This is a genomic window from Virgibacillus sp. W0181 (assembly GCF_051846915.1).
In the GTDB taxonomy this organism is placed as follows: domain Bacteria; phylum Bacillota; class Bacilli; order Bacillales; family Amphibacillaceae; genus JBPYCR01.
On sequence record NZ_JBPYCR010000021.1, the window covers coordinates 12,001 to 30,968 of the forward strand.

Consider the following 18,968-nt stretch of genomic DNA (forward strand, 5'->3'; position numbering starts at 1 on the left):
TCTGTGGCATTTCAGGCAATAAACAAGACTGACTCCAGAGCAGAAGCGTTTGATGTTATTCTTCTCTGAAAGGCAGTCTTTTACTTATATGTTGCCAATATTTAACTACAATTGTGCAATTGCTTCCTGATTTTTTTCGATTTTCTTTAAAGCGCCTGGCTCAATCTCTTCCACAGCCGCGGCTGCTTGTTCCAACGCAAGCTCATACTCATTTGAGCGAAATAACCGCTCCGATTCATGCAGCTTGCCAGCCAATACGGGATAAGCGCTTCGATATCTGTTCGCATATTGAATCACTTGTTCAGTTAAATAAGCTTGTTCAAGCATAACGTCGGTTTTATCCATTGCTTCACTGACGGCCTTGTTCGCCTTGGATAACGCTTGCTGAACTGCACTTATATCCAATGGTTGCTTTTCCAATGCTTGAAATACACGATCATTTTTTTCAATTGCACTTTCCATTAGATTCCATATGTAGTTTGGTACACCCGGGATATTACTTTTGGTCAGTTTACGATGTATATATTGAATTTGATCGCGCATTTCCGTCAGTTTTTCTTTTGCCTCCAGCTCGTCCTTGCGCAGGTTGTTAATTCGTTTTTTCAATTGTTCGTGCTCTTCTTGAAGTTTTTCCAACTGCGCGAAACCTTCTTCAAGTCGATTCCTTAATTCGGAATGAGCGAGACTTTTATTATCCATATCCTCTTTTATTTCTTGTAATTGATTGTTCAACTGGTCGATCATTTTTTCTAAAGTTAAATATTTTTCCGTGTCATGATCCTCAAAATAGTAAGCACTTCGCAATTGTTCCACTTCTTCTTTCGTACCCTGAAAAAGATTCGAAAACTCACTAAGCGTCGATTGGTACCCAGGGATCTTTGTTTCCAAATAATTTTTCGCAAGGGCTTCTTTTTCCAAAAGCTGATACATTTCTTGTATTCTCTCTTCCAGTTCAGGAAGAGTTTTTTTCACTTCTTCCGTTCCGCTTTTTTCTAAAGCATGCACACAATCCAATAATCGGCTTTGGTAGTCGTTAATCTCTTTTTCAAAACCGAGATGTTCAACTCGGTATCCTTCTTCTTTCATACTCCTTAATCCGGCATGCAAATCATCCAGCTGGGCCGGTAAATCATGCCTGCACAGCCGATATATTTCGGGAAATTCATTTAGCTCTTTTTCAAGCTCATTAATCCGCTCATTCAATTGATTAACAATTTCTTTTGCTTCACTATAACTGCCGGAAGCCACCTGTTCGTAATATTCCTTCAGCTCATCTTCCAGTTCATCAATCTCTACATCAAACCGCACTTCGGCTTTATCATACTGAAAACGGTTTTGCGAAAGCGTTTTTCGCAAATCTTTGATTAATGGCTGAAGTTGTTCTACTTCCTTGCGACTTTCCTCTTCCGTTTTTAACAGCTCTTCAAGCTCCAGCAGGATTTGACCAATGTCCTTCTCAATCGAATGAAGGACTTGTTCAATTTTACGCAAGATTTTGTTTGCTGTTCGAAAACGATAACGATCCGCCGCCTCTTCCGCGTCAAATAGATATTCTTCCACATCTGGGAGTTCTTTCGTTACGATATATTCCCAGCGATCTTTCCACATCTCGAACTTTTCTTTCGTCTCTCCAGATAAATTCAAGTTTTTCATACGCGCTATTTCAGCTGCAACATTCCGATTCATTATATCCAGTTTCCAGCTTTCATGCTGGTCAACCGTTTCATAAACTCGTTTGCGTAAAATAAGGCCAATAATAATTAATACGATGATAGCCAGGATAACTCCTATTATGTAGGCCATTTCTTACCTCCTTGCTATTTTTCTATATAGAAGGATATTATTTTTTACATTCTATCACGAAAAATATATGTATTATAAAATTTTATTCTTACTTAACACTATATAATTAATGATACCATGTTCACAACATTTTTGGCTAAAAATATACAAAAAAATTGTTTTTTTGACAAACTTGAAGTCGTTTCAACAAGGTCCGCTATTTTTACATGCTTCCCTTTATAATATAATCAAGCCAACGATAAATTATTTCCGTATATTTATGGGCAAATTGTTGATGGGAATATGTGCCAATCACTTTATCTTTCCAATCATTTTTCAGTACATAAGGCGTAATTAGCATTCCTTTTAATTGCATTAATAAAAACTCTTTCTCATCTGTTTGTTTTCCTTTTTTCAATGTAGCAAAAAATACTTTACTAATTAAATGATGTTCCTTAGCTAAGTAGGTGACGGCCATTTCCCGTACGAAAATCGAGTCAAGTGTCAATTCACGATGAACGAAGCATGTAAATTGGTGATTAGCCTGTTTATATTGTATGATAGAATCTATCAATTTTTTAAGTTGTTCCAACGCTGGTTCAGATTTGCTCTGCTGTAATGTTCCTTCTATTGCTGTCAGGTAGCTTTCATAATACCGAGTAACGGCATATTCAAGCAGTCCTTGTTTGCTTTTAAAGTAATAGCTGATTAACGAAACGTTAACGGATGCCTTATCTGCAATATCTCTGACTGATGTCCCATGAAAACCGTTTTGAAAAAACAGTAACGAGGCCGCATCAATTACTTTTTGTTTAGATTGATTCACTTTCATTGATTTTCACCCCTTTATAGTAATAGAATACGACAAAGAAACGACGATTCCTGCATGAAGTTATCGACATCTTTTACATGGATTGTCGAATATTAATAAAAATAACTGAAAGGGATAATGATTTATGTTTATAAAAACTGCTTATTCTGGTAATACCGTTAAGGATTATGAACTCTTGTTAAAGCAATTGGAAAGTCTAATGGAAGACGAGGACAATTCTATTGCTATTTTATCCAATGCATCTGCACTATTAAATCAGTTTCTCGAAGAGGTCAATTGGGTTGGATTTTATTTATGGAAGCACAACGAATTAGTATTGGGGCCTTTTCAAGGGTTACCTGCCTGCGTTCGGATTCCGTATGGTAAAGGGGTTTGCGGTACAGCAATAAAAGAACGTGCGACACAACTTGTTGATGATGTTATGCTTTTTCCAGGACATATCGCTTGCGACAGTGCCAGTCAATCCGAAATTGTTGTCCCTATAATAATACAAGACGAGCTATTTGGGGTACTTGACATTGATAGTCCTGTTAAAGCTCGATTTAATGAAACAGACCAACTTTATCTCGAAAAATTTGTCCGTATACTCGAGTCTATTTTAAACAAATAAGTGGAAGGCAGCTATCTTATTAAGCAGCTGCCTTCCATCTTTTTACTTATCAAGAACTTTTCTGCTTCTTTTCTTTATCACTTACTACTCGATTTTTACCTGTTCCTTTCGCCTCATAGAGTGCTTTATCCGCTCGTATAAACAAATCTCTGACGGAGTCTTCGCGACTTTCTATCCAAGTCGATATCCCGCATGAAAGCGTTACTTTTGGGTTGGTCACATCTTCTACCTTTTCACGAATTCGCTCTGCAATCTGAATACCATCTTCAGTAGTAATCCCCGGTAAATATATTGCAAATTCTTCTCCACCCCATCGTGCTGCCGTATCACTTTTTCTAATATATTTTTTAATCGTATCAGCAATTTGTATAATTACTTTGTCCCCGGTATAGTGTCCAAACGTATCATTAACTAATTTAAAATTATCAATATCAAACAACACCAATGTCCCTTGTTGTTCGGTTGCCATATGCCTATTCAATTCTTCGTCCAAATAATTTCTGGAATGAAGCTTTGTCAAATAATCAGTGATTGCTGTTTTCTCGAGTTTTTCTTTTAACACAGTATTTGATATAGCTAATGTGGCGTGTTGGACAAGTGATTCCATCAATTTAAACTTTTCAAAGGAAAAAGAATAAGGCTCTTCATGCATAACCATGATTGCACCGTAAATATTTCCTGGCATTTGCATTGGAACAGCCATTACAGAACGATATGGTGTTTTCCCTATATCTTGTGTGAAATCCCCAATAAAAATCGATTTCGGTTGCTTCATTATCCGTCCAAAAATGAAATCTGCAAATTTACGACCGTCATCTTTCTTAAAATACGACGTACTGCCTGGTAAAATTTCAAAACTCCCGTCGTTGCGAGCATTACTGTAAATAAAACCTATTTGAGCGTCTGGACAGCTCGCGGCCATTTGGTGTTTAATTATTTGAATAATTTCATTCAGTTTCAAGTTAGAGTTTAATTTGTGAGATGTATCGTTGATAAGTTGCAAGTCAGATACGAGTCTTGTGGAGTTTTGATAAAGTGTTACTCGTTCAATCGCATATCCTGCTGTATTTGCAAATCTTCTAATAAACTCTATTTCATCGTGTGGTATGCTTACAACTCTAGGAACAGCTATTTGAATCACCCCATAAACGCCTTGACTTCCGTTTAATGGGGCATATAAAAAGGTTTTTTCTTGAGCCTTGTCCGTTTTTTGCTGCATTTTACCGGTTATAAATGCCTTTGTGCTTAATGAATTCGCTGCTTCACCACTATATTCCATTGTTTTAACCGGAACGTTATCCGACTGCTCATAGTCTTGCGATAACAAAAAACAATATGAAAAAGTTGGATACAACACGTGCATTTCTTTACTTATTTCTTCTAAAATAGTCGCTACCGGTACCGTTGGATGAAACCGGGATTGTAAATCAAACAAATAGTCACTTCTTGTATCGACTACTTTACCTTTGTAATAACGTTGGACAATCTTTAAAAAATGTTTCAGTTCCGTCGTAGCCGCTTGAAGGAAGTAATTTCTACATCTTTCGGTCGCTTTGCATATATAAAATAAATAGCAACACATACCTTTATCCAAGTCAATTTTTATAACATCCACTTCAGAAGCCACATTTAAATCATCAAACAATGAATGTATGTTTTCTTGTTGCTTTAGTTTTTCAATTGCCTTTTCGATAAATGCCGGTGCCTCTGGGTCATGACTGATCAGTTCATCCATGTCCCAATTGTTGTATATATACATGCTTGTATATTTACCATTCAATAAATCATTTAATCTTTTTGTCAGCTGTTGAATGATTTCTTCATAGGAGGTTTGGGGTATGCGATGAGTTAGTTCAAAAAAACTGCTTCTTAATTTCTCAGCAAAACTGTTTTTTTCATTTTCCATCCAATTACACCCACCTTTTATGTATACGGTTCAGCCTTATTTAACATTCTCTTTATTCATTCCATTATATAACAATTAGTCATTTTTTCCTAGTCATATATCCCTAAAATTGTATTTTATGTCTAATGTGCAAGTCTTTTTTCGTTTTGAACTAGAATTAATTGACTTGTGTCAGAAAAGCTTATATACTGTACGTTGTGTAAAATAAAAAGGTAGCCTAAGTGAACCACGCTTGAACTCATTTTGTTCCTCGATCGTTGAGGTGTATCGTGTAACTCTCTGCTGCTGGAGCGATGGTACATGAAAACATAATGAACAACGTTAGGGACACGGTAAATTTATTTTATGCCAATAAAAAATAGAGGAGGAAATGTCCTATGTCACGATTTACTGGCTCACTTTGGAAAAAGTCACGTCGTCTCGGCATTTCATTAACTGGTACAGGTAAAGAATTAGATAAACGCCCTTACGCTCCTGGTCAACACGGAGCAAATCAAAGAAGAAAGGTTTCCGAGTATGGGTTACAGCAACAAGAAAAACAAAAGTTGCGTTTTATGTACGGCTTAAACGAGCGTCAATACCGCAATCTTTTTGATGAAGCAGGCAAAATGAAAGGGATCCATGGTGAAAATTTCATGGTCTTGCTCGAATCTCGCTTGGATAATCTTGTTTATCGTTTCGGGTTAGCCCGTACACGTAACCAAGCTCGTCAGCTTGTTAATCACGGCCACATTATAGTAGACGGTAAGCGCGTTGATATTCCATCTTACCGCGTAAAACCAAATCAAGTAATTGGTCTTCGTGAAAAAGCGAAAAATCTCGATATTATTAAAGAAGCAATCGAGGTTAACAATTTTGTGCCTGATTATTTGACTTTTGATGCAGACAAAATGGAAGGTGTTTATACACGCCTACCTGAACGTGCAGAGCTTCCAGCAGAAATCAACGAAGCACTTATTGTTGAGTACTACTCACGTTAATAAGTAGAGCGCATTATCTAAAAAGCCGCAAACCCTTTATAAATAAGGTTTTGTGGCTTTTTATTCGAATTTTGTAGAATAATATAATCTTTTCATGTAATTTAGGTGCAATCTTAATGGTATGGTATCTTTATTTTCTGTGGTATTTTTTGGATTCTATACACCGGATGGATGGAAATATTCAATTCTTGAATAGAAATCGCAAAAATATTTGATGTGCTTTCTACCCCCACGCACTTCACATAAATTTTACTATGCTTTTTGTTTGTAGTCTTTATAGATATACAAAAAAACCACACTATTTTTTTCGCAATTTAAAATAGTGCAAAATAATGAGTGCCTAGCTAAGCCTCTCTACACAGATCGGATTTATGAACCCACTAAAGGATACTGCTCAACCACCTCATATTTTGGTGTATGCTTCGGGTATATTTGATATAACACAATTTCTTTCACATGCAGTTCATACTGTATATTTTGATATTGTTTCTTCATTTCCGTTAATCGATCGGGTATTACTGGTCCATCCCACTGCTTTGCCAACGTAATGTGAGGACGAAAAGGTCTTGTGTCCTTCGCAAACCCTAACGCTGCGACACGGGTCTCCACTTGTTCATATAACGCTTCCATTTGCTCTGTTTTCTCTACTCCGGCCCACAGTACCCGTGGTTTGGTCAGTTTACCAAATGCACCAATTGAGCCTGCTGTTGTGGAAAAAGAGGGCAAATTCGTTAATTTTCTTAATTCCTTTTGCACATTTTCTATTTCGTCTTTTTCAACTGCTCCTAAAAACTTAAGTGTAATATGTAGATCGTGTTTATATGTCCATTTTCTATAATTACATTCTTCTTGTAAAACATCCTGCCAATTTGCAAGAAAGCTTTTTAATGATAGCGGAAGCGGAATTGCAATAAAGTAATGGGCTACAGCCGTCATGTAATCACTCCTTCCCTATATGAGCAGGTTCCTTATCTTATGCCCTTGAAGTTTGGTTTTTATTTATTTGTTTTAACATACAACTTTAATTGTTTCACCAATTTTTCCTTCTTGTCATCATCCATAATTAAATCTATTCCGTAGTCTACGTAGTCTACTTTGTCATAGTGTTCCTTTTTCCAAACAATTCTACCTTGAACATGGAACTCCTCCTCATTTAGTTTAAATGAGATAAGTAAGAGGATAGCTCTGCGCTCTGTTTCCGGTATATTCAGTTTTGTATTTAATTTAAGCCCTTCTTGACTTATATTAATAATCGTTGCTTCCCCTTCAGATGTTGTTGTTTTTCTACCGTCAATTTCGCCTATTTGAAAACGCGCTGAAATTGGTTCTTCAAATGTGTACCTGAAAAGCTCATTTCGCTTATATCGCATCCTATCCGGCCTCCATACTATTTCATATTTTATTTCTAATTGAACTACTCGTGTTTGGAACCACAAGTAATCTCGAAAGTTTATAAAGTGAAACTTCATTCAATGGGGGGATTCCTTTCCTCTCCCATGGAATGTTAGCCCTAAAGGATGACCTAAAGGCCCTTGAACAGAATCAGGGATTTACGGGCTGTTTACCCCCCACCTTCACGTTTCATTTTTCAAGCATAGAGATAGCGTTATTACAGCCCGTTAATGCGTGATAAAAGTATTATACGTCATTAAAAATGATTTTCCAAAAATTTAATAAATATAACTTCTTTTGAAAAATGTGCCATTATTCAAGTTCACTCCCAAACGTCATTTCAATGTCAACAATATTAGCGAGAGGAATTTCCGGATTATTTGAATCGTTTATGCGCAAATAGCCACTCCCTTTGTCCACGTATACAGGCTTTCCACTTACCTTATCCAAACGATGATTTTGATAGACAGTGATTTCTACACTTCCCCCTCTGTTTAAAGCATCCGACAACTCCCGATCTATTTTCATCTTTTGTTGTTCATCCAACATCGGCTTTTCCTGATAGGATGTTTCCGCAAAAACCTGCTTAAGCATTTCCACGTGCTCGGGCAGCATTAAAGATGTCCATTTCTTGGTGCCTCGATCCTGCATGCTCATTATTACGCCCCCGTCCTGTTCCGTATAGATGCTATTGATAAAATATTGTCCAATTTAAATGTTCTGACTTTCCTTTTTGAATAACAGTAAGCTTTGACATAATAATCTGCTACAGTCAATACTCGAATGACGCGACGAGAAACTTGATTGTCATTTGACAAATAAATCATATCTATTTTCTCTTTGGATTGGACAGCTCTTTTTATAACTTTTTTCATTACAACCCCTCCAAAAAAGAACGTTTGTTCGTATTTTATCACAAAAATAAATTAAAAACAAAAACATAAATTTCCATTGATTATTTTAATCAGTCTCCTTATAATAGAAACACATGTTCTGTTTAAGGGTGTGAAAACTATGGATTATTCGCTTTATCCTCGTAATGACGTTCTTTGTATTGATATGCGATCTTTTTATGCAAGTGTGGAAGCGGTGAAGTTAGGGTTGGATCCGATGAAGGTTATGCTTGCTGTTGTTGGAGATACTAGCCGATCTGGAAGCATTGTGTTAGCTGCCTCCCCAGCATTAAAGAAAAAATATGGCATCAGTAACGTTAGCCGTTTTTTTGAACTGCCGAACGATCCGGATATATATATCGTCGATGCAAACATGGCAGACTACCTTCATGCTTCCATTGATATCGTAAAACTACTCCATCAATATGCTCCAAAAGAGGCCATCCACCCTTACTCGGTTGATGAAATTTGGGTTACGGTAAATGGTTTGGAAAAATTGTTTGGAAACCGTTGGGAAGTAGCTGAAAAAATCAAACAAGATCTCCTTCGTACATTTAACTTAACTTGTTCCATCGGTATTGGCGACAATAAATTTCTTGCAAAAGTCGTTATGGATCTGCATGCAAAAAAAATTGGTATTGCGGAATGTAAATATGAAGATGTAAAGGAGAAGCTATGGCCATTTCCTGTTGAGGCGATTTGGGGGATCGGGGGACGAATGAAGCGAAACTTGAATCATATGGGGATTGTAACGCTTGGGCAGCTAGCCCTTTATGACCGAAATAGCTTAAAAAAACGATTTGGAGTCATGGGTGAACAATTATATTGGCATGCCTGGGGAATAGATCTTAGTCCTGTATTTGGCGATTTTCTAAAAACTGAACAAAAAAGCTTTGGACACGGGATATCTTTATTACGGGATTACTCCAAATCTGAAGCACTAATTTGTATTCTTGATCTTTGTGAAGAAGTTTGCCGCAGAGCAAGGGCTAACCGTCAGGCAGGCAAAACCGTTCATTTGGGAATAGCTTACTCGAAAGAAACGAGCGGCGGATTTTCCCGTTCGCAGTCCATCGATTTGCCGACCAACATCACCATGGAAGTTTATCATATTTGTATGGAATTGTTTAATCGGTTTTATGATGGGCGCAGTAAAATTAGACGAGTTTATGTGACATTAACAAACTTGGTAGATCAGCAAAAAATGCAATTACAATTATTTGAAGAAACAATGAAAAAGCATGATCTCGGATACGTGATGGACTCCATTCGTCATAAATATGGATCCACTGCTATTTTACGAGCCTCCAGCTACACAGATGCCGGCATATTGCTAGAACGCAGTAAAAAAATTGGCGGGCATTATGCCAAATCCAGACGAAATGAATAAAAGACACGCATCTTTTTTCGGCACGATGCGTGTCTTCCCCATTAACTAAAACGAATTAGAAAGTATTTTTTTCTGCCTCGACGTATAATTGTAAATCTGTCCTCAATTCGATCATTTTTCGAAAGTGCGTAGTCAATATGCTGATTCCGCTCGCCATTTATATAAATGGCTCCATTTTTAATATCTTCCCGAGCTTGCCGTTTGGAAGATGAGATGGAAGCTTCCACCAGCAGATCCACTAAGCCAATATCCGCTTTTGCTAATGTTTTTGTTGGTACATCCTTAAATCCTTGTTCAATATCGTTTGCAGTTAATTGTTTCAAATTACCGCTAAAAAGCGATTCAGATATTTTTATTGCCTGAGTTAATGCTTCTTCTCCGTGAACCATTTTCGTCACTTCTTCAGCAAGACGTTTCTGAGCAATCCGATCACCAGGATTATTGTCCACTTCTGTTTGCAATGTATTTATCTCTACTTGATCAAGAAAAGTAAAGTAATTTAAAAACTTCATGACGTCCCGATCATCCGTGTTAAACCAAAATTGATAAAATTCATAGGGCGTTGTTTTACTGGCATCAAGCCAAATCGCCCCGCCGGCTGTTTTTCCGAACTTTGACCCATCTGCCTTCGTAATAAGCGGAACCGTTAAACCGAATACCTTTATTTCTTCTTCCCCTTTGGAACGGCGAATAAATTCCATACCGGCCGTAATATTGCCCCATTGATCACTGCCACCTAGTTGTAATGAGCAATTTTCTTGCTCATACAATTTCAGAAAATCTAGTGATTGCAAAATCATGTAACTGAACTCGGCATACGTAATTCCATGTTCAATTCGACTCGTAACCGAATCTTTGGCAAGCATGTAATTAATGCTAAAATGTTTTCCGGCATCTCGGAGAAAATCAATCGCCGTCATGCTTGACAGCCAATCATGATTATTTCGTGCCACTGCTGCATTTTCTCCGTTGTCAAAGTTCAATAATTTGGCTAGTTGCTGCTCAATTTTCTCACTAAATCCTTTGACCACTTCGGCTGTATTCAACGACCGTTCGGTTGAGCGTCCACTCGGATCACCTATCATTCCGGTTCCTCCGCCAATAAGCGCAATTGGCTTATGTCCCGCCTGCTGGAATCGCTTCAACATCGTAATTGGCAGTAAATGCCCAATATGCAAGCTGTCTGCAGTAGGATCAAAACCACAATATAACGTGACTTGCTTTTCTTTTAAATGCTTTTCCAATCCTTCTCGATCTGTCGTTTGCTGAATTAACCCTCGGCTTTCCAGATCTTGTAAAATATCCATTTCCTCACACTCCATATTTTTTTGATTCGACCTGAACATAAAAAAAACCCCTCCCAAAAAAGGGACGAGATTGTTCGCGGTACCACCCTAGTTGCATACATATGCCACTTTAAGATTGTTAACGATGGTTCCACCGTTTTCTTCATAAGTAAAATGAATTAAAAATGCTCCGGAATTGTAATTCGCCTGCACATATATACCGACTTTCACCAAACGCCAGCTCTCTTAAATAGTGATCTGCAATGCTACTGGAATCCATCTTCGCATATAGCGTATATAATTATACTATATTTTTATCATAATTAATTTCAGAAATCAAATACTTACTCCTTTCTTGTACACGTACAAAAACGATTATGCTATAATAGATAGTGATTTTTAGGAGGTTTAACAATGGATATTAAACAATGGACCTATAAATATATGAATAAATTAAAAACGGCATGGAAAAAGGGCATCATTCAGCGAACATCCCGAATGACATATGATGTCGTCTGGAATGTAATTTTATTGTTCATTATTGTCGGTATGGTAGGAATTATATTTGCCGGTGGAATAGGTGCCGGTTATTTTGCCTCGCTCGTAAAAGACGAGCCGGTGAGAAGCTATGAAAGTATGAAAAAAGATATTTACAATTACGAAGAAACATCAAAATTGTATTATGCCGGAGAAAAATATATCGGTGATGTACGATCTGACCTGCATCGGGAAGAAATATCGTTGGATGAAGTTTCCGACGTATTAATTGATGCGGTTATTGCAACAGAAGATGAGTTTTTCAGGGAACATAAAGGGATCGTCCCCAAAGCAATTATACGTGCCATTTATCAGGAGGCAACAAATTCCGATACAAAAACAGGTGGCAGTACATTGACTCAACAGCTTATTAAAAATCAAATTTTAACAAATGAAGTATCTTTTGATCGAAAGGCCAAAGAAATAGTACTTGCCCTTCGTTTGGAAAACTTTTTTGAAAAAGATGAAATTTTAGAAGCATATTTAAATGTGATCCCTTATGGAAGAAATGCATCCGGCGACAATATTGCCGGAATTCAAACGGCTGCACAAGGCATATTTGGTATTAACGCAGATGAAATTAATCTTGCTCAAGCAGCCTATCTTGCAGGTCTGCCACAAAGCCCATCAAAGTATACGCCATTTGTCAATACAGGTGGGCTAAAAAACGAGGAAGACTTGGAACCGGGCATCAACCGTATGAAATCGGTGTTAAAAAGAATGTATGATGCGGAATATATAACCGAAGAGAAATATAAAGAGGCTTTAGAATATGATATTGTTGCAGATTTTTCCGAGGCAAAAGAATCGCCACGTGATAAAACTCCTCACCTAGTCATTACTATCCAAGAAAAAGCCGAGGAAATTTTAATGGAGAAATTAGCAGAAGATAACGGTTACACAATGGAAGACTTGGAAGAAAATGAAGAATTAAATGAACAATATGAAATGCTGGCAAAACGAGAATTGTCAATGAACGGATACAATATCCACTCAACCATCGATAAAGATATTTATGAAGCAATGAATAAAGCGGCTCGGGAATATCAATACTATGGCCCGGATAAAAAAGATCCCGAAACGGGAGAAATCGAACAGATCCAGACAGGTGCTTATTTAATCGACAATAAAACAGGGAAAACCATCAGTTTTGTAGGTAGCCGAGAATTTACGGAAGACAATCAAATCAACTATGCTTTCCGTCCACGGCAAATCGGAAGTACCTCTAAACCGATTGCTGTTTATGCTCCTGCGATGGAAAAAGGTGAAGTACAGCCGGGTTCCGTATTAGCAGATATACCAACCACTTTTAGAGGCCATAGTTTTGGGAACTATGGTGGTGGGCAGTATGGACTTGTTTCGGCTCGAAAAGCATTGGCCAGCTCCTATAACCGACCGGCCGTAAGAGTATATGACAGAATATTAAACAGTAATCCAGCGGAAGAATACTTGGAAAAGATGGGCATTAGCTCTTTATCGGAAGATGACAAAGCATCTTATTCCATGGCACTTGGCGGAATGACGCACGGAGCCACTGTTGCAGAAGTCGTCAACGCGTATACAACTTTAAGTAATCAAGGTCAATTTAAAGATGCTTATATCGTTGAAAAAATCACAACAAATGATGGAGAAGTCATCTACGAGCATGAATCAGAGGCGGTCGATGTCTTTTCACCGCAAACGGCTTATTTAACGCTTGATATGATGCGAGATGTCATTAGGGCCGGTACAGCATCTTACTTAAACTCACAGTTGAAACACGGTGGCGTAGATTGGGCTGGTAAGACAGGTACTTCAAGTGATTACTGGGACGCTTGGTTTATTGGAACGAACCCAAATGTAACATTTGGAACATGGATCGGCTATAAGGAACCGAGTTCAATCCAGTGTCGCAGTTGTTCTTTAAGATATAACGAAAGAAACTTAAAATTATGGGCCGCACTCATTAATGCTGCCGCAGATGTTAATCCAGAGTTGATTGCACCGAAAGAACGGTTCAAACAGCCAGGAGGCCTTGTACGTCGGAGCTATTGTGCCATTTCAGGTATGCTACCTTCCGATTTATGTAAAGAAGCAGGATTAATACGTTCCGACCTATTTAATGCTAAATTTGTACCATCAAAAACGGATGATAGTTTGATAGCCGGAGAAGGTGGCGCAACGGTAATGGTAGACGGTAAAGAAGTTATTGCCGGGCCAAATACACCACAAGAGTTCACAGTTGGTGAAGGAGTCGGATTGGAATTTAACCCAGACTTTATCAAACGGAATGGATACGATAAGTTGGCAGACATATCCATGCTTTTCCCACGACAGAACCGTGAATTATGGGAAAAGATCGGTTACTCTGGTGCAAAGGGAAGTGATGTTGTTAAAGACGACGGAAAAGCACCTACAGCGCCTTCCGCGGTTAACATATCGGGAAGTAAACTTTCTTGGAAAAAATCAGGCAGTAAAGACGTCGTCGGTTACCGTATCTTTTATAAACCAAAAGACGGCGGAGGTTTTAAATTAATCGGCCACACCATAGACTCAACGTATCCAATTTCTAAAGATCCCGGTACGTACCATGTAAAAGCCGTTGATTATTTCGGATTGGAGTCTGGGGCATCTAAAGAGGCAGTTCTGAAAGGAAAGTCACCTGACGACGAAGAGAAGAAGAAAAAGGAAGAAAAAGATAAGCCGAAAAAGGAAGATAAGGAAAAAGATAAAAAAGAGGAACAAAAGAAGAACGAAGAAAGCAAGCAGAACAAAGAAGACGAAAAAAATAAAGAAGATAAAGAGAACAATAGCGAAAATGACGGAGGCGAAGGGGGAAAAAATAACGGGGATAATAAAAATAACGAAGAAAATAATAGCGATAAGAAAAACAAGCAAAAAAAGTAATCAAAAAGCAAATAAAATTTTATGTTAATCAATATAGGGGTGAGCCGAAAATGCTCACCTCGTTTTATTAATATGTATTACTTCCAGCCGGCAATTACTCCATTTTTACAAGCGACCCGCGAACTTCAAAAATTACAATTACCAGAGATTTTCACCAATCCCAATCCTCCTAAAAAATGTCGCAATTTTCTCCTGGATAACTTCTATTGTCATTTACATATTGCAATATAAGAAAAGCGCAAGCGCCCTGTTAAGCCTCAGGCCAGCTTAAGCAAGAAATCGTCGTAGTGGATTTTGCCTACTAAGAGTCATTGCTTTAGACCTCGAGAGGCTAGGCTGGCAGGCTTAGAACGCCACGTCCTAAGACTGCGCATAAATGCTCCTCGCCCCACCGAAAACATTTGTACGTCGAAGCTAGACAGCTATGCGAATATTTTTATACTTTCTGACTTCATAAAAAAACCAACTGGAGTTTTCATTTTACTCCTGTTGGTTTTATTCATCTACTTGAGCATCTTCTTCTAATATAACGATTTCCACTCGACGGTTTTTACTCCAGTTTTTAGGCGAGTCATTTGCAACAAGTGGTCTTGTATCTCCATATCCGGCTACGGAAAAACGTGATTCATCAAAGTCATTTTTATTAATCAAATAACGGATAACACTTCCGGCTCTTGCTCCCGACAATTCCCAGTTGGAAGGATATCGATAATTCGATATTGGTCGGTTATCGGTATGGCCTTCTACTTTTACGTGATTTGGTATTTTCGTCAAAAGAGCTCCCATTTCATTTAGAAATGGTTTCCCGGATTGAAGAATCTGAGCTTCCCCAGAATCAAACAATATTCTTTCTTGTAGAACGAGCACGATACCGCGCTCTGTTCTATCAGCAGAAACAACATCGTTCAGCCCATTTTCATTCAAAAATTTCTCCACGTTATTCATTAAGTTATTTAACGAATCTTCTTCATCCATAACATCCGCCTCTTGCGCTGGAACGTCAAACTCATTGGAATTTTTCCCCGCTTCTTCATGACTCGTATTTTCTGTAGGGTTTTCCATTGGAACCGGAGATGGATAAAAGTCAAATATCATCCGATTTCTAAAAGACTCTGAAACTGCCTCAAATTTAACTAAATCAATTTGTGAAAATGAAAAAAGTAATATAAAAAAAACAAGAATAAGTGTAACCATATCCGAATATGTAACCATCCACTTAGGAGCGCCGTTTTTCTTCGACTTCCTAGCCTCTCTACGCCTCATTTACACTCTCTCCCATTAAAACGGACTGTTCGTCTTCTTCGTCATCATTCACAGTCGTTTCTCCAGAAAGAAAAGCACTTAATTTTTCTTCCAATATTCTTGGGTTCTGTCCAGATTGTACACCAATGACCCCTTCGATAATAATTTGTTTAATAAACACTTCTTCCTCTGTCTTTATTTCCAAATTATTTGCCATTGGAATGAAAAAGAGGTTTGCCAGTACCGTTCCGTAAAGCGTCGTTAACAATGCGACAGCCATATTCGGCCCAAGACTTGCAGGATCGTCAAGATTCCTTAACATAAGAACAAGACCGATTAATGTCCCGATCATTCCCCAGGAAGGAGCGTATTCCCCACACTTTTCGATGATTGATCGACCTTTGTAATGCCTCTCCTCCATCGCTGTTATCTCCGCACTCATAATGTCGTTAATGACTTCCGGTTCAATACCATCGACGGCAAGTAGAATACCTTTTTTTATAAACTTGTCATCAATTTCATCCAGATCATTTTCAAGAGAAAGGATTCCTTCTCTTCTCGCTCGTTCCGATAAACGAACAAACAATCCAATTAATTCGGGTAAACGTTGATCATTTTTATGAAACGCCTCTTTCAATACTTTACTGACCAACTTTAATTGCTCCAATTTAAAGTTGATTAATAAAGAGCCGACTAATCCCCCAATAACGACAAAAATAGAAGCTATATCAAGAAATGATGCAACTCCCTCCCTGCCGGAATTAGATAAAACTGCAAGCATAATCATGATAAAGCCTAATGTAATACCGATAGGAGTTAATACATCTATTTTTCTCATGTGGTCCCTCTCCTAATTTACCTTATGGTGTCATTTTATGATTATCCTTTATATCGGCATTATTTTTGTATTGTTGAGTTTCTCTCGATAATTCGATGTGGCAAAATGACTTTTGTTTCGTCAACCTCTTCTTTATTCATATACTTCGTTAATAGACGCATCGCTACGGCACCCAGGTCATACATTGGCTGCACGACGGTCGTTAACGTTGGTCTGACCATTGTCGATATTCTTGTATTATTGAAGCCGCAAATCTCCAAATCATCCGGTACCGTATAACCATTATCTTGAGCCCCATGGATAACTCCCAGCGCCATTTCATCTGACACAACGAAAACAGAGGTCGGCTTCTTGTTTAAAGATAGTAATTCGTTAACACCACTAACACCTGCATCATAGGACGATTCGCCTTTTATAATAAATGATTCATTCACTTCAATGGAGGAATCTCGCAACGCACGGATGTAACCTTTATATTTTAATTCATTTGCTTTAATGTCATCCTCGCTTGAAATAAGTGCAGGTTGACTGTTTTGATGGTTGATTAAATACATCGTTGCTTCGTAAGCTGCTGCTTCATAGTCGATATTGACCGATGGTATGGAATCCGTTTCATCATACGTAGCAGCAAGAACAACCGGAACAGTGGAGGAGGAAAATTGCTGTATATGCTCTTCGGTAATATTACTGCCCATGAACAAAATCCCGTCCACTTGTTTTTCAAGCATCGTATTAATGAGTTGTATTTCTTTATTTTTGTTTTGATCCGAGTTACTTAGAATCATATTATACTTATACATTGTCGCAATATCTTCTATCCCTCTTGCCAGTTCGGAAAAGAAAATACTTGAAATATCAGGTATAATCGCGCCTACCGTTGTCGTCTTTTTACTTGCAAGTCCACGAGCAACTGCATTTGGACGATAACCAAGCTGCTCAATTGTTGCTAAAACCTTTTTACGTGTTGTCGGTTTTACATTTGGATTACCGTTCACAACACGGGAAACCGTTGCCATTGATACGTTTGCTTCTCTAGCAACATCGTATATCGTAATACTCATTTTTTATCCGCCTCCCAGCATACTGCTATCTTTTGGTCTATCATACTGCACGATGATTAGAAAGACAAAAGATTACGGCTGAACGAACATTATCATTCAGCCGTATCCTATCTTGCATTTTTATTTAACTGAATTTGAAAACTGGTTTAGTTCATTCATAAAGTTATTGAATGTTGGTATATCCATTTGTTGTGCAGCATCTGAAAGTGCTACTGATGGGTCCGGATGGACTTCCGCCATTATACCATCTGCCCCAATTGCAATTGCTGCTTTTGCAGTTGGAATCAATAAATCTCTTCGACCTGTTGAATGCGTGACGTCTACGAGTACCGGTAAATGGGTTTCTTGTTTTAAAATCGGTACAGATGAGATATCCAATGTATTTCTTGTCGCTTTTTCATACGTTCTAATACCACGTTCACACAAAATAATATTACCATTACCACGAGAAATAATGTATTCAGCGGCGTTAATGAATTCCTGAATCGTAGCTGACAGTCCTCTTTTTAAAACGACCGGTTTATTCACATCTCCTGCAGCTTTCAGTAATTCAAAGTTTTGCATGTTTCGGGCACCGATTTGAATAACGTCAATATAATCTACCGCTTCTTCAATGTGAGCTGGATTGACAATTTCACTTACAACTGCCATATCATACTCATCGGCAACTTTTTTCAGTATTTTCAAGCCTTCTAATCCGAGCCCTTGGAAATCGTAAGGAGATGTACGCGGTTTGAACGCTCCCCCACGTAATAGTTTAAGTCCCTTACCTTTAACTGCTTTTGCTACTTCCGCTACTTGTTCATAGCTTTCCACCGCACAAGGGCCTACAATATAGTGTGTGTCTCCGTCACCAAATTTAACCCCTTTAATGTCGATAACCGTATCTTCTGCTTTCTTTTTTCTGGAAACGAGCAATTCTTTTTTATGATCGTCCTCCTGAATATCCAATCCTGCCTTAAAAATTTCCTTAAATATATGCGTAATGGTGGAATTGGCAAATGGTCCATCATTATTTTTAATAATATTATCAAGCATATCCCGCTCACGGACAGGATCAAAGCGCTGTGTGCTCTGTTTCCCCTTAATTTCTCCAATTTGCTTAACCAGCTCAGCTCGCTTGTTGACCAATCCCAATAACTGCAAGTTCAAGTCATCTAATTGATCTCTCAACTCATCCATACGATTTTGACTCATTTTTATACTCTCCCTCAACTGAATTACTAAAATTAGTTTAGAAACAATTATAGCGAATAATTTTTTCTTTGTCATCATTAAGTCTATAATAGATTATATATTCTTCTTTCTCAAATTACTACCGAAAGGAATAATG

16 protein-coding genes and 1 other annotated feature are annotated in these 18,968 nt (G+C 38.0%); of the genes, 4 read left to right on the forward strand and 12 right to left on the reverse strand.

All coding sequences use genetic code 11. The features are described 5' to 3' along the window. Window positions 1-105 precede the first annotated feature (105 nt). Window positions 106-1,803, reverse strand: coding sequence for a septation ring formation regulator EzrA (ezrA, locus tag ACLIBG_RS10270; RefSeq protein ID WP_439312672.1), 1,698 nt, complete (start codon window positions 1,801-1,803; stop codon window positions 106-108). 202 nt (window positions 1,804-2,005) lie between these two features. Further along, on the reverse strand, window positions 2,006-2,614 hold the full coding sequence (refZ, locus tag ACLIBG_RS10275) for a forespore capture DNA-binding protein RefZ (protein ID WP_439312673.1): 609 nt from the start codon (window positions 2,612-2,614) through the stop codon (window positions 2,006-2,008). Between the two features lie 124 nt (window positions 2,615-2,738). On the opposite strand from refZ, the gene ACLIBG_RS10280 reads away from it, so the two are divergent. Beyond that, window positions 2,739-3,224: a GAF domain-containing protein gene (locus ACLIBG_RS10280; protein WP_439312674.1), complete on the forward strand. Its 486-nt coding sequence runs from the start codon at window positions 2,739-2,741 to the stop codon at window positions 3,222-3,224. Window positions 3,225-3,273: 49 nt separating this feature from the next. Here ACLIBG_RS10280 and ACLIBG_RS10285 read toward each other — a convergent pair whose 3' ends face one another. After that, entirely contained in the window at window positions 3,274-5,130 is a 1,857-nt protein-coding gene (locus ACLIBG_RS10285; RefSeq protein WP_439312675.1) for a diguanylate cyclase domain-containing protein, read from the reverse strand. A 377-nt stretch (window positions 5,131-5,507) separates the two neighbouring features. Here ACLIBG_RS10285 and rpsD point away from each other — a divergent pair, with 377 nt between their 5' ends. Beyond that, window positions 5,508-6,110, forward strand: coding sequence for a 30S ribosomal protein S4 (rpsD, locus tag ACLIBG_RS10290; RefSeq protein ID WP_439312676.1), 603 nt, complete (start codon window positions 5,508-5,510; stop codon window positions 6,108-6,110). Between the two features lie 369 nt (window positions 6,111-6,479). On the opposite strand, the gene thpR is transcribed toward rpsD, so the two are convergent. The 4 genes from thpR to ACLIBG_RS10310 all read right to left on the reverse strand — a co-directional run bounded on the left by thpR (window position 6,480) and on the right by ACLIBG_RS10310 (window position 8,377). After that, window positions 6,480-7,046, reverse strand: a complete 567-nt coding sequence (gene thpR / locus ACLIBG_RS10295) for an RNA 2',3'-cyclic phosphodiesterase (protein ID WP_439312677.1) — start codon at window positions 7,044-7,046, stop codon at window positions 6,480-6,482. 59 nt (window positions 7,047-7,105) lie between these two features. Continuing rightward, a complete protein-coding gene (locus tag ACLIBG_RS10300; RefSeq protein WP_439312678.1) occupies window positions 7,106-7,480 on the reverse strand; it encodes a PilZ domain-containing protein in 375 nt (124 codons plus the stop codon). 334 nt (window positions 7,481-7,814) lie between these two features. Then, window positions 7,815-8,159: a YolD-like family protein gene (locus ACLIBG_RS10305; protein WP_439312679.1), complete on the reverse strand. Its 345-nt coding sequence runs from the start codon at window positions 8,157-8,159 to the stop codon at window positions 7,815-7,817. Between the two features lie 2 nt (window positions 8,160-8,161). After that, complete coding sequence (locus tag ACLIBG_RS10310; RefSeq protein WP_439312680.1) at window positions 8,162-8,377, reverse strand: WYL domain-containing protein; 216 nt, start codon at window positions 8,375-8,377, stop codon at window positions 8,162-8,164. A 139-nt stretch (window positions 8,378-8,516) separates the two neighbouring features. On the opposite strand from ACLIBG_RS10310, the gene ACLIBG_RS10315 reads away from it, so the two are divergent. Continuing rightward, on the forward strand, window positions 8,517-9,785 hold the full coding sequence (locus ACLIBG_RS10315) for a DNA polymerase IV (protein ID WP_439312681.1): 1,269 nt from the start codon (window positions 8,517-8,519) through the stop codon (window positions 9,783-9,785). A 41-nt stretch (window positions 9,786-9,826) separates the two neighbouring features. Here ACLIBG_RS10315 and tyrS read toward each other — a convergent pair whose 3' ends face one another. Continuing rightward, window positions 9,827-11,092 (reverse strand): tyrosine--tRNA ligase, encoded by a 1,266-nt coding sequence (gene tyrS / locus ACLIBG_RS10320; RefSeq protein WP_439312682.1) that lies wholly within the window; start codon window positions 11,090-11,092, stop codon window positions 9,827-9,829. A 57-nt stretch (window positions 11,093-11,149) separates the two neighbouring features. Further along, window positions 11,150-11,363, reverse strand: a binding site (T-box leader). Between the two features lie 122 nt (window positions 11,364-11,485). Here tyrS and ACLIBG_RS10325 point away from each other — a divergent pair. Then, entirely contained in the window at window positions 11,486-14,494 is a 3,009-nt protein-coding gene (locus ACLIBG_RS10325; protein ID WP_439312683.1) for a transglycosylase domain-containing protein, read from the forward strand. A 495-nt stretch (window positions 14,495-14,989) separates the two neighbouring features. Here ACLIBG_RS10325 and motS read toward each other — a convergent pair whose 3' ends face one another. From motS to ACLIBG_RS10345, 4 genes are all read right to left on the reverse strand, one after another. Continuing rightward, the gene (motS, locus tag ACLIBG_RS10330) at window positions 14,990-15,757 is read right to left on the reverse strand and encodes a flagellar motor protein MotS (RefSeq protein ID WP_439312684.1); all 768 of its coding nucleotides are present in this window, start codon (window positions 15,755-15,757) and stop codon (window positions 14,990-14,992) included. Continuing rightward, on the reverse strand, window positions 15,747-16,574 hold the full coding sequence (motP, locus tag ACLIBG_RS10335) for a flagellar motor protein MotP (RefSeq protein WP_439312685.1): 828 nt from the start codon (window positions 16,572-16,574) through the stop codon (window positions 15,747-15,749). The genes motS and motP overlap by 11 nt, the downstream gene beginning before the upstream one ends. Before the next feature lie 59 nt (window positions 16,575-16,633). After that, entirely contained in the window at window positions 16,634-17,635 is a 1,002-nt protein-coding gene (gene ccpA, locus ACLIBG_RS10340; RefSeq protein WP_439312686.1) for a catabolite control protein A, read from the reverse strand. Between the two features lie 120 nt (window positions 17,636-17,755). After that, window positions 17,756-18,832 (reverse strand): bifunctional 3-deoxy-7-phosphoheptulonate synthase/chorismate mutase, encoded by a 1,077-nt coding sequence (locus ACLIBG_RS10345; protein ID WP_439312687.1) that lies wholly within the window; start codon window positions 18,830-18,832, stop codon window positions 17,756-17,758. Window positions 18,833-18,968: the final 136 nt, after the last annotated feature.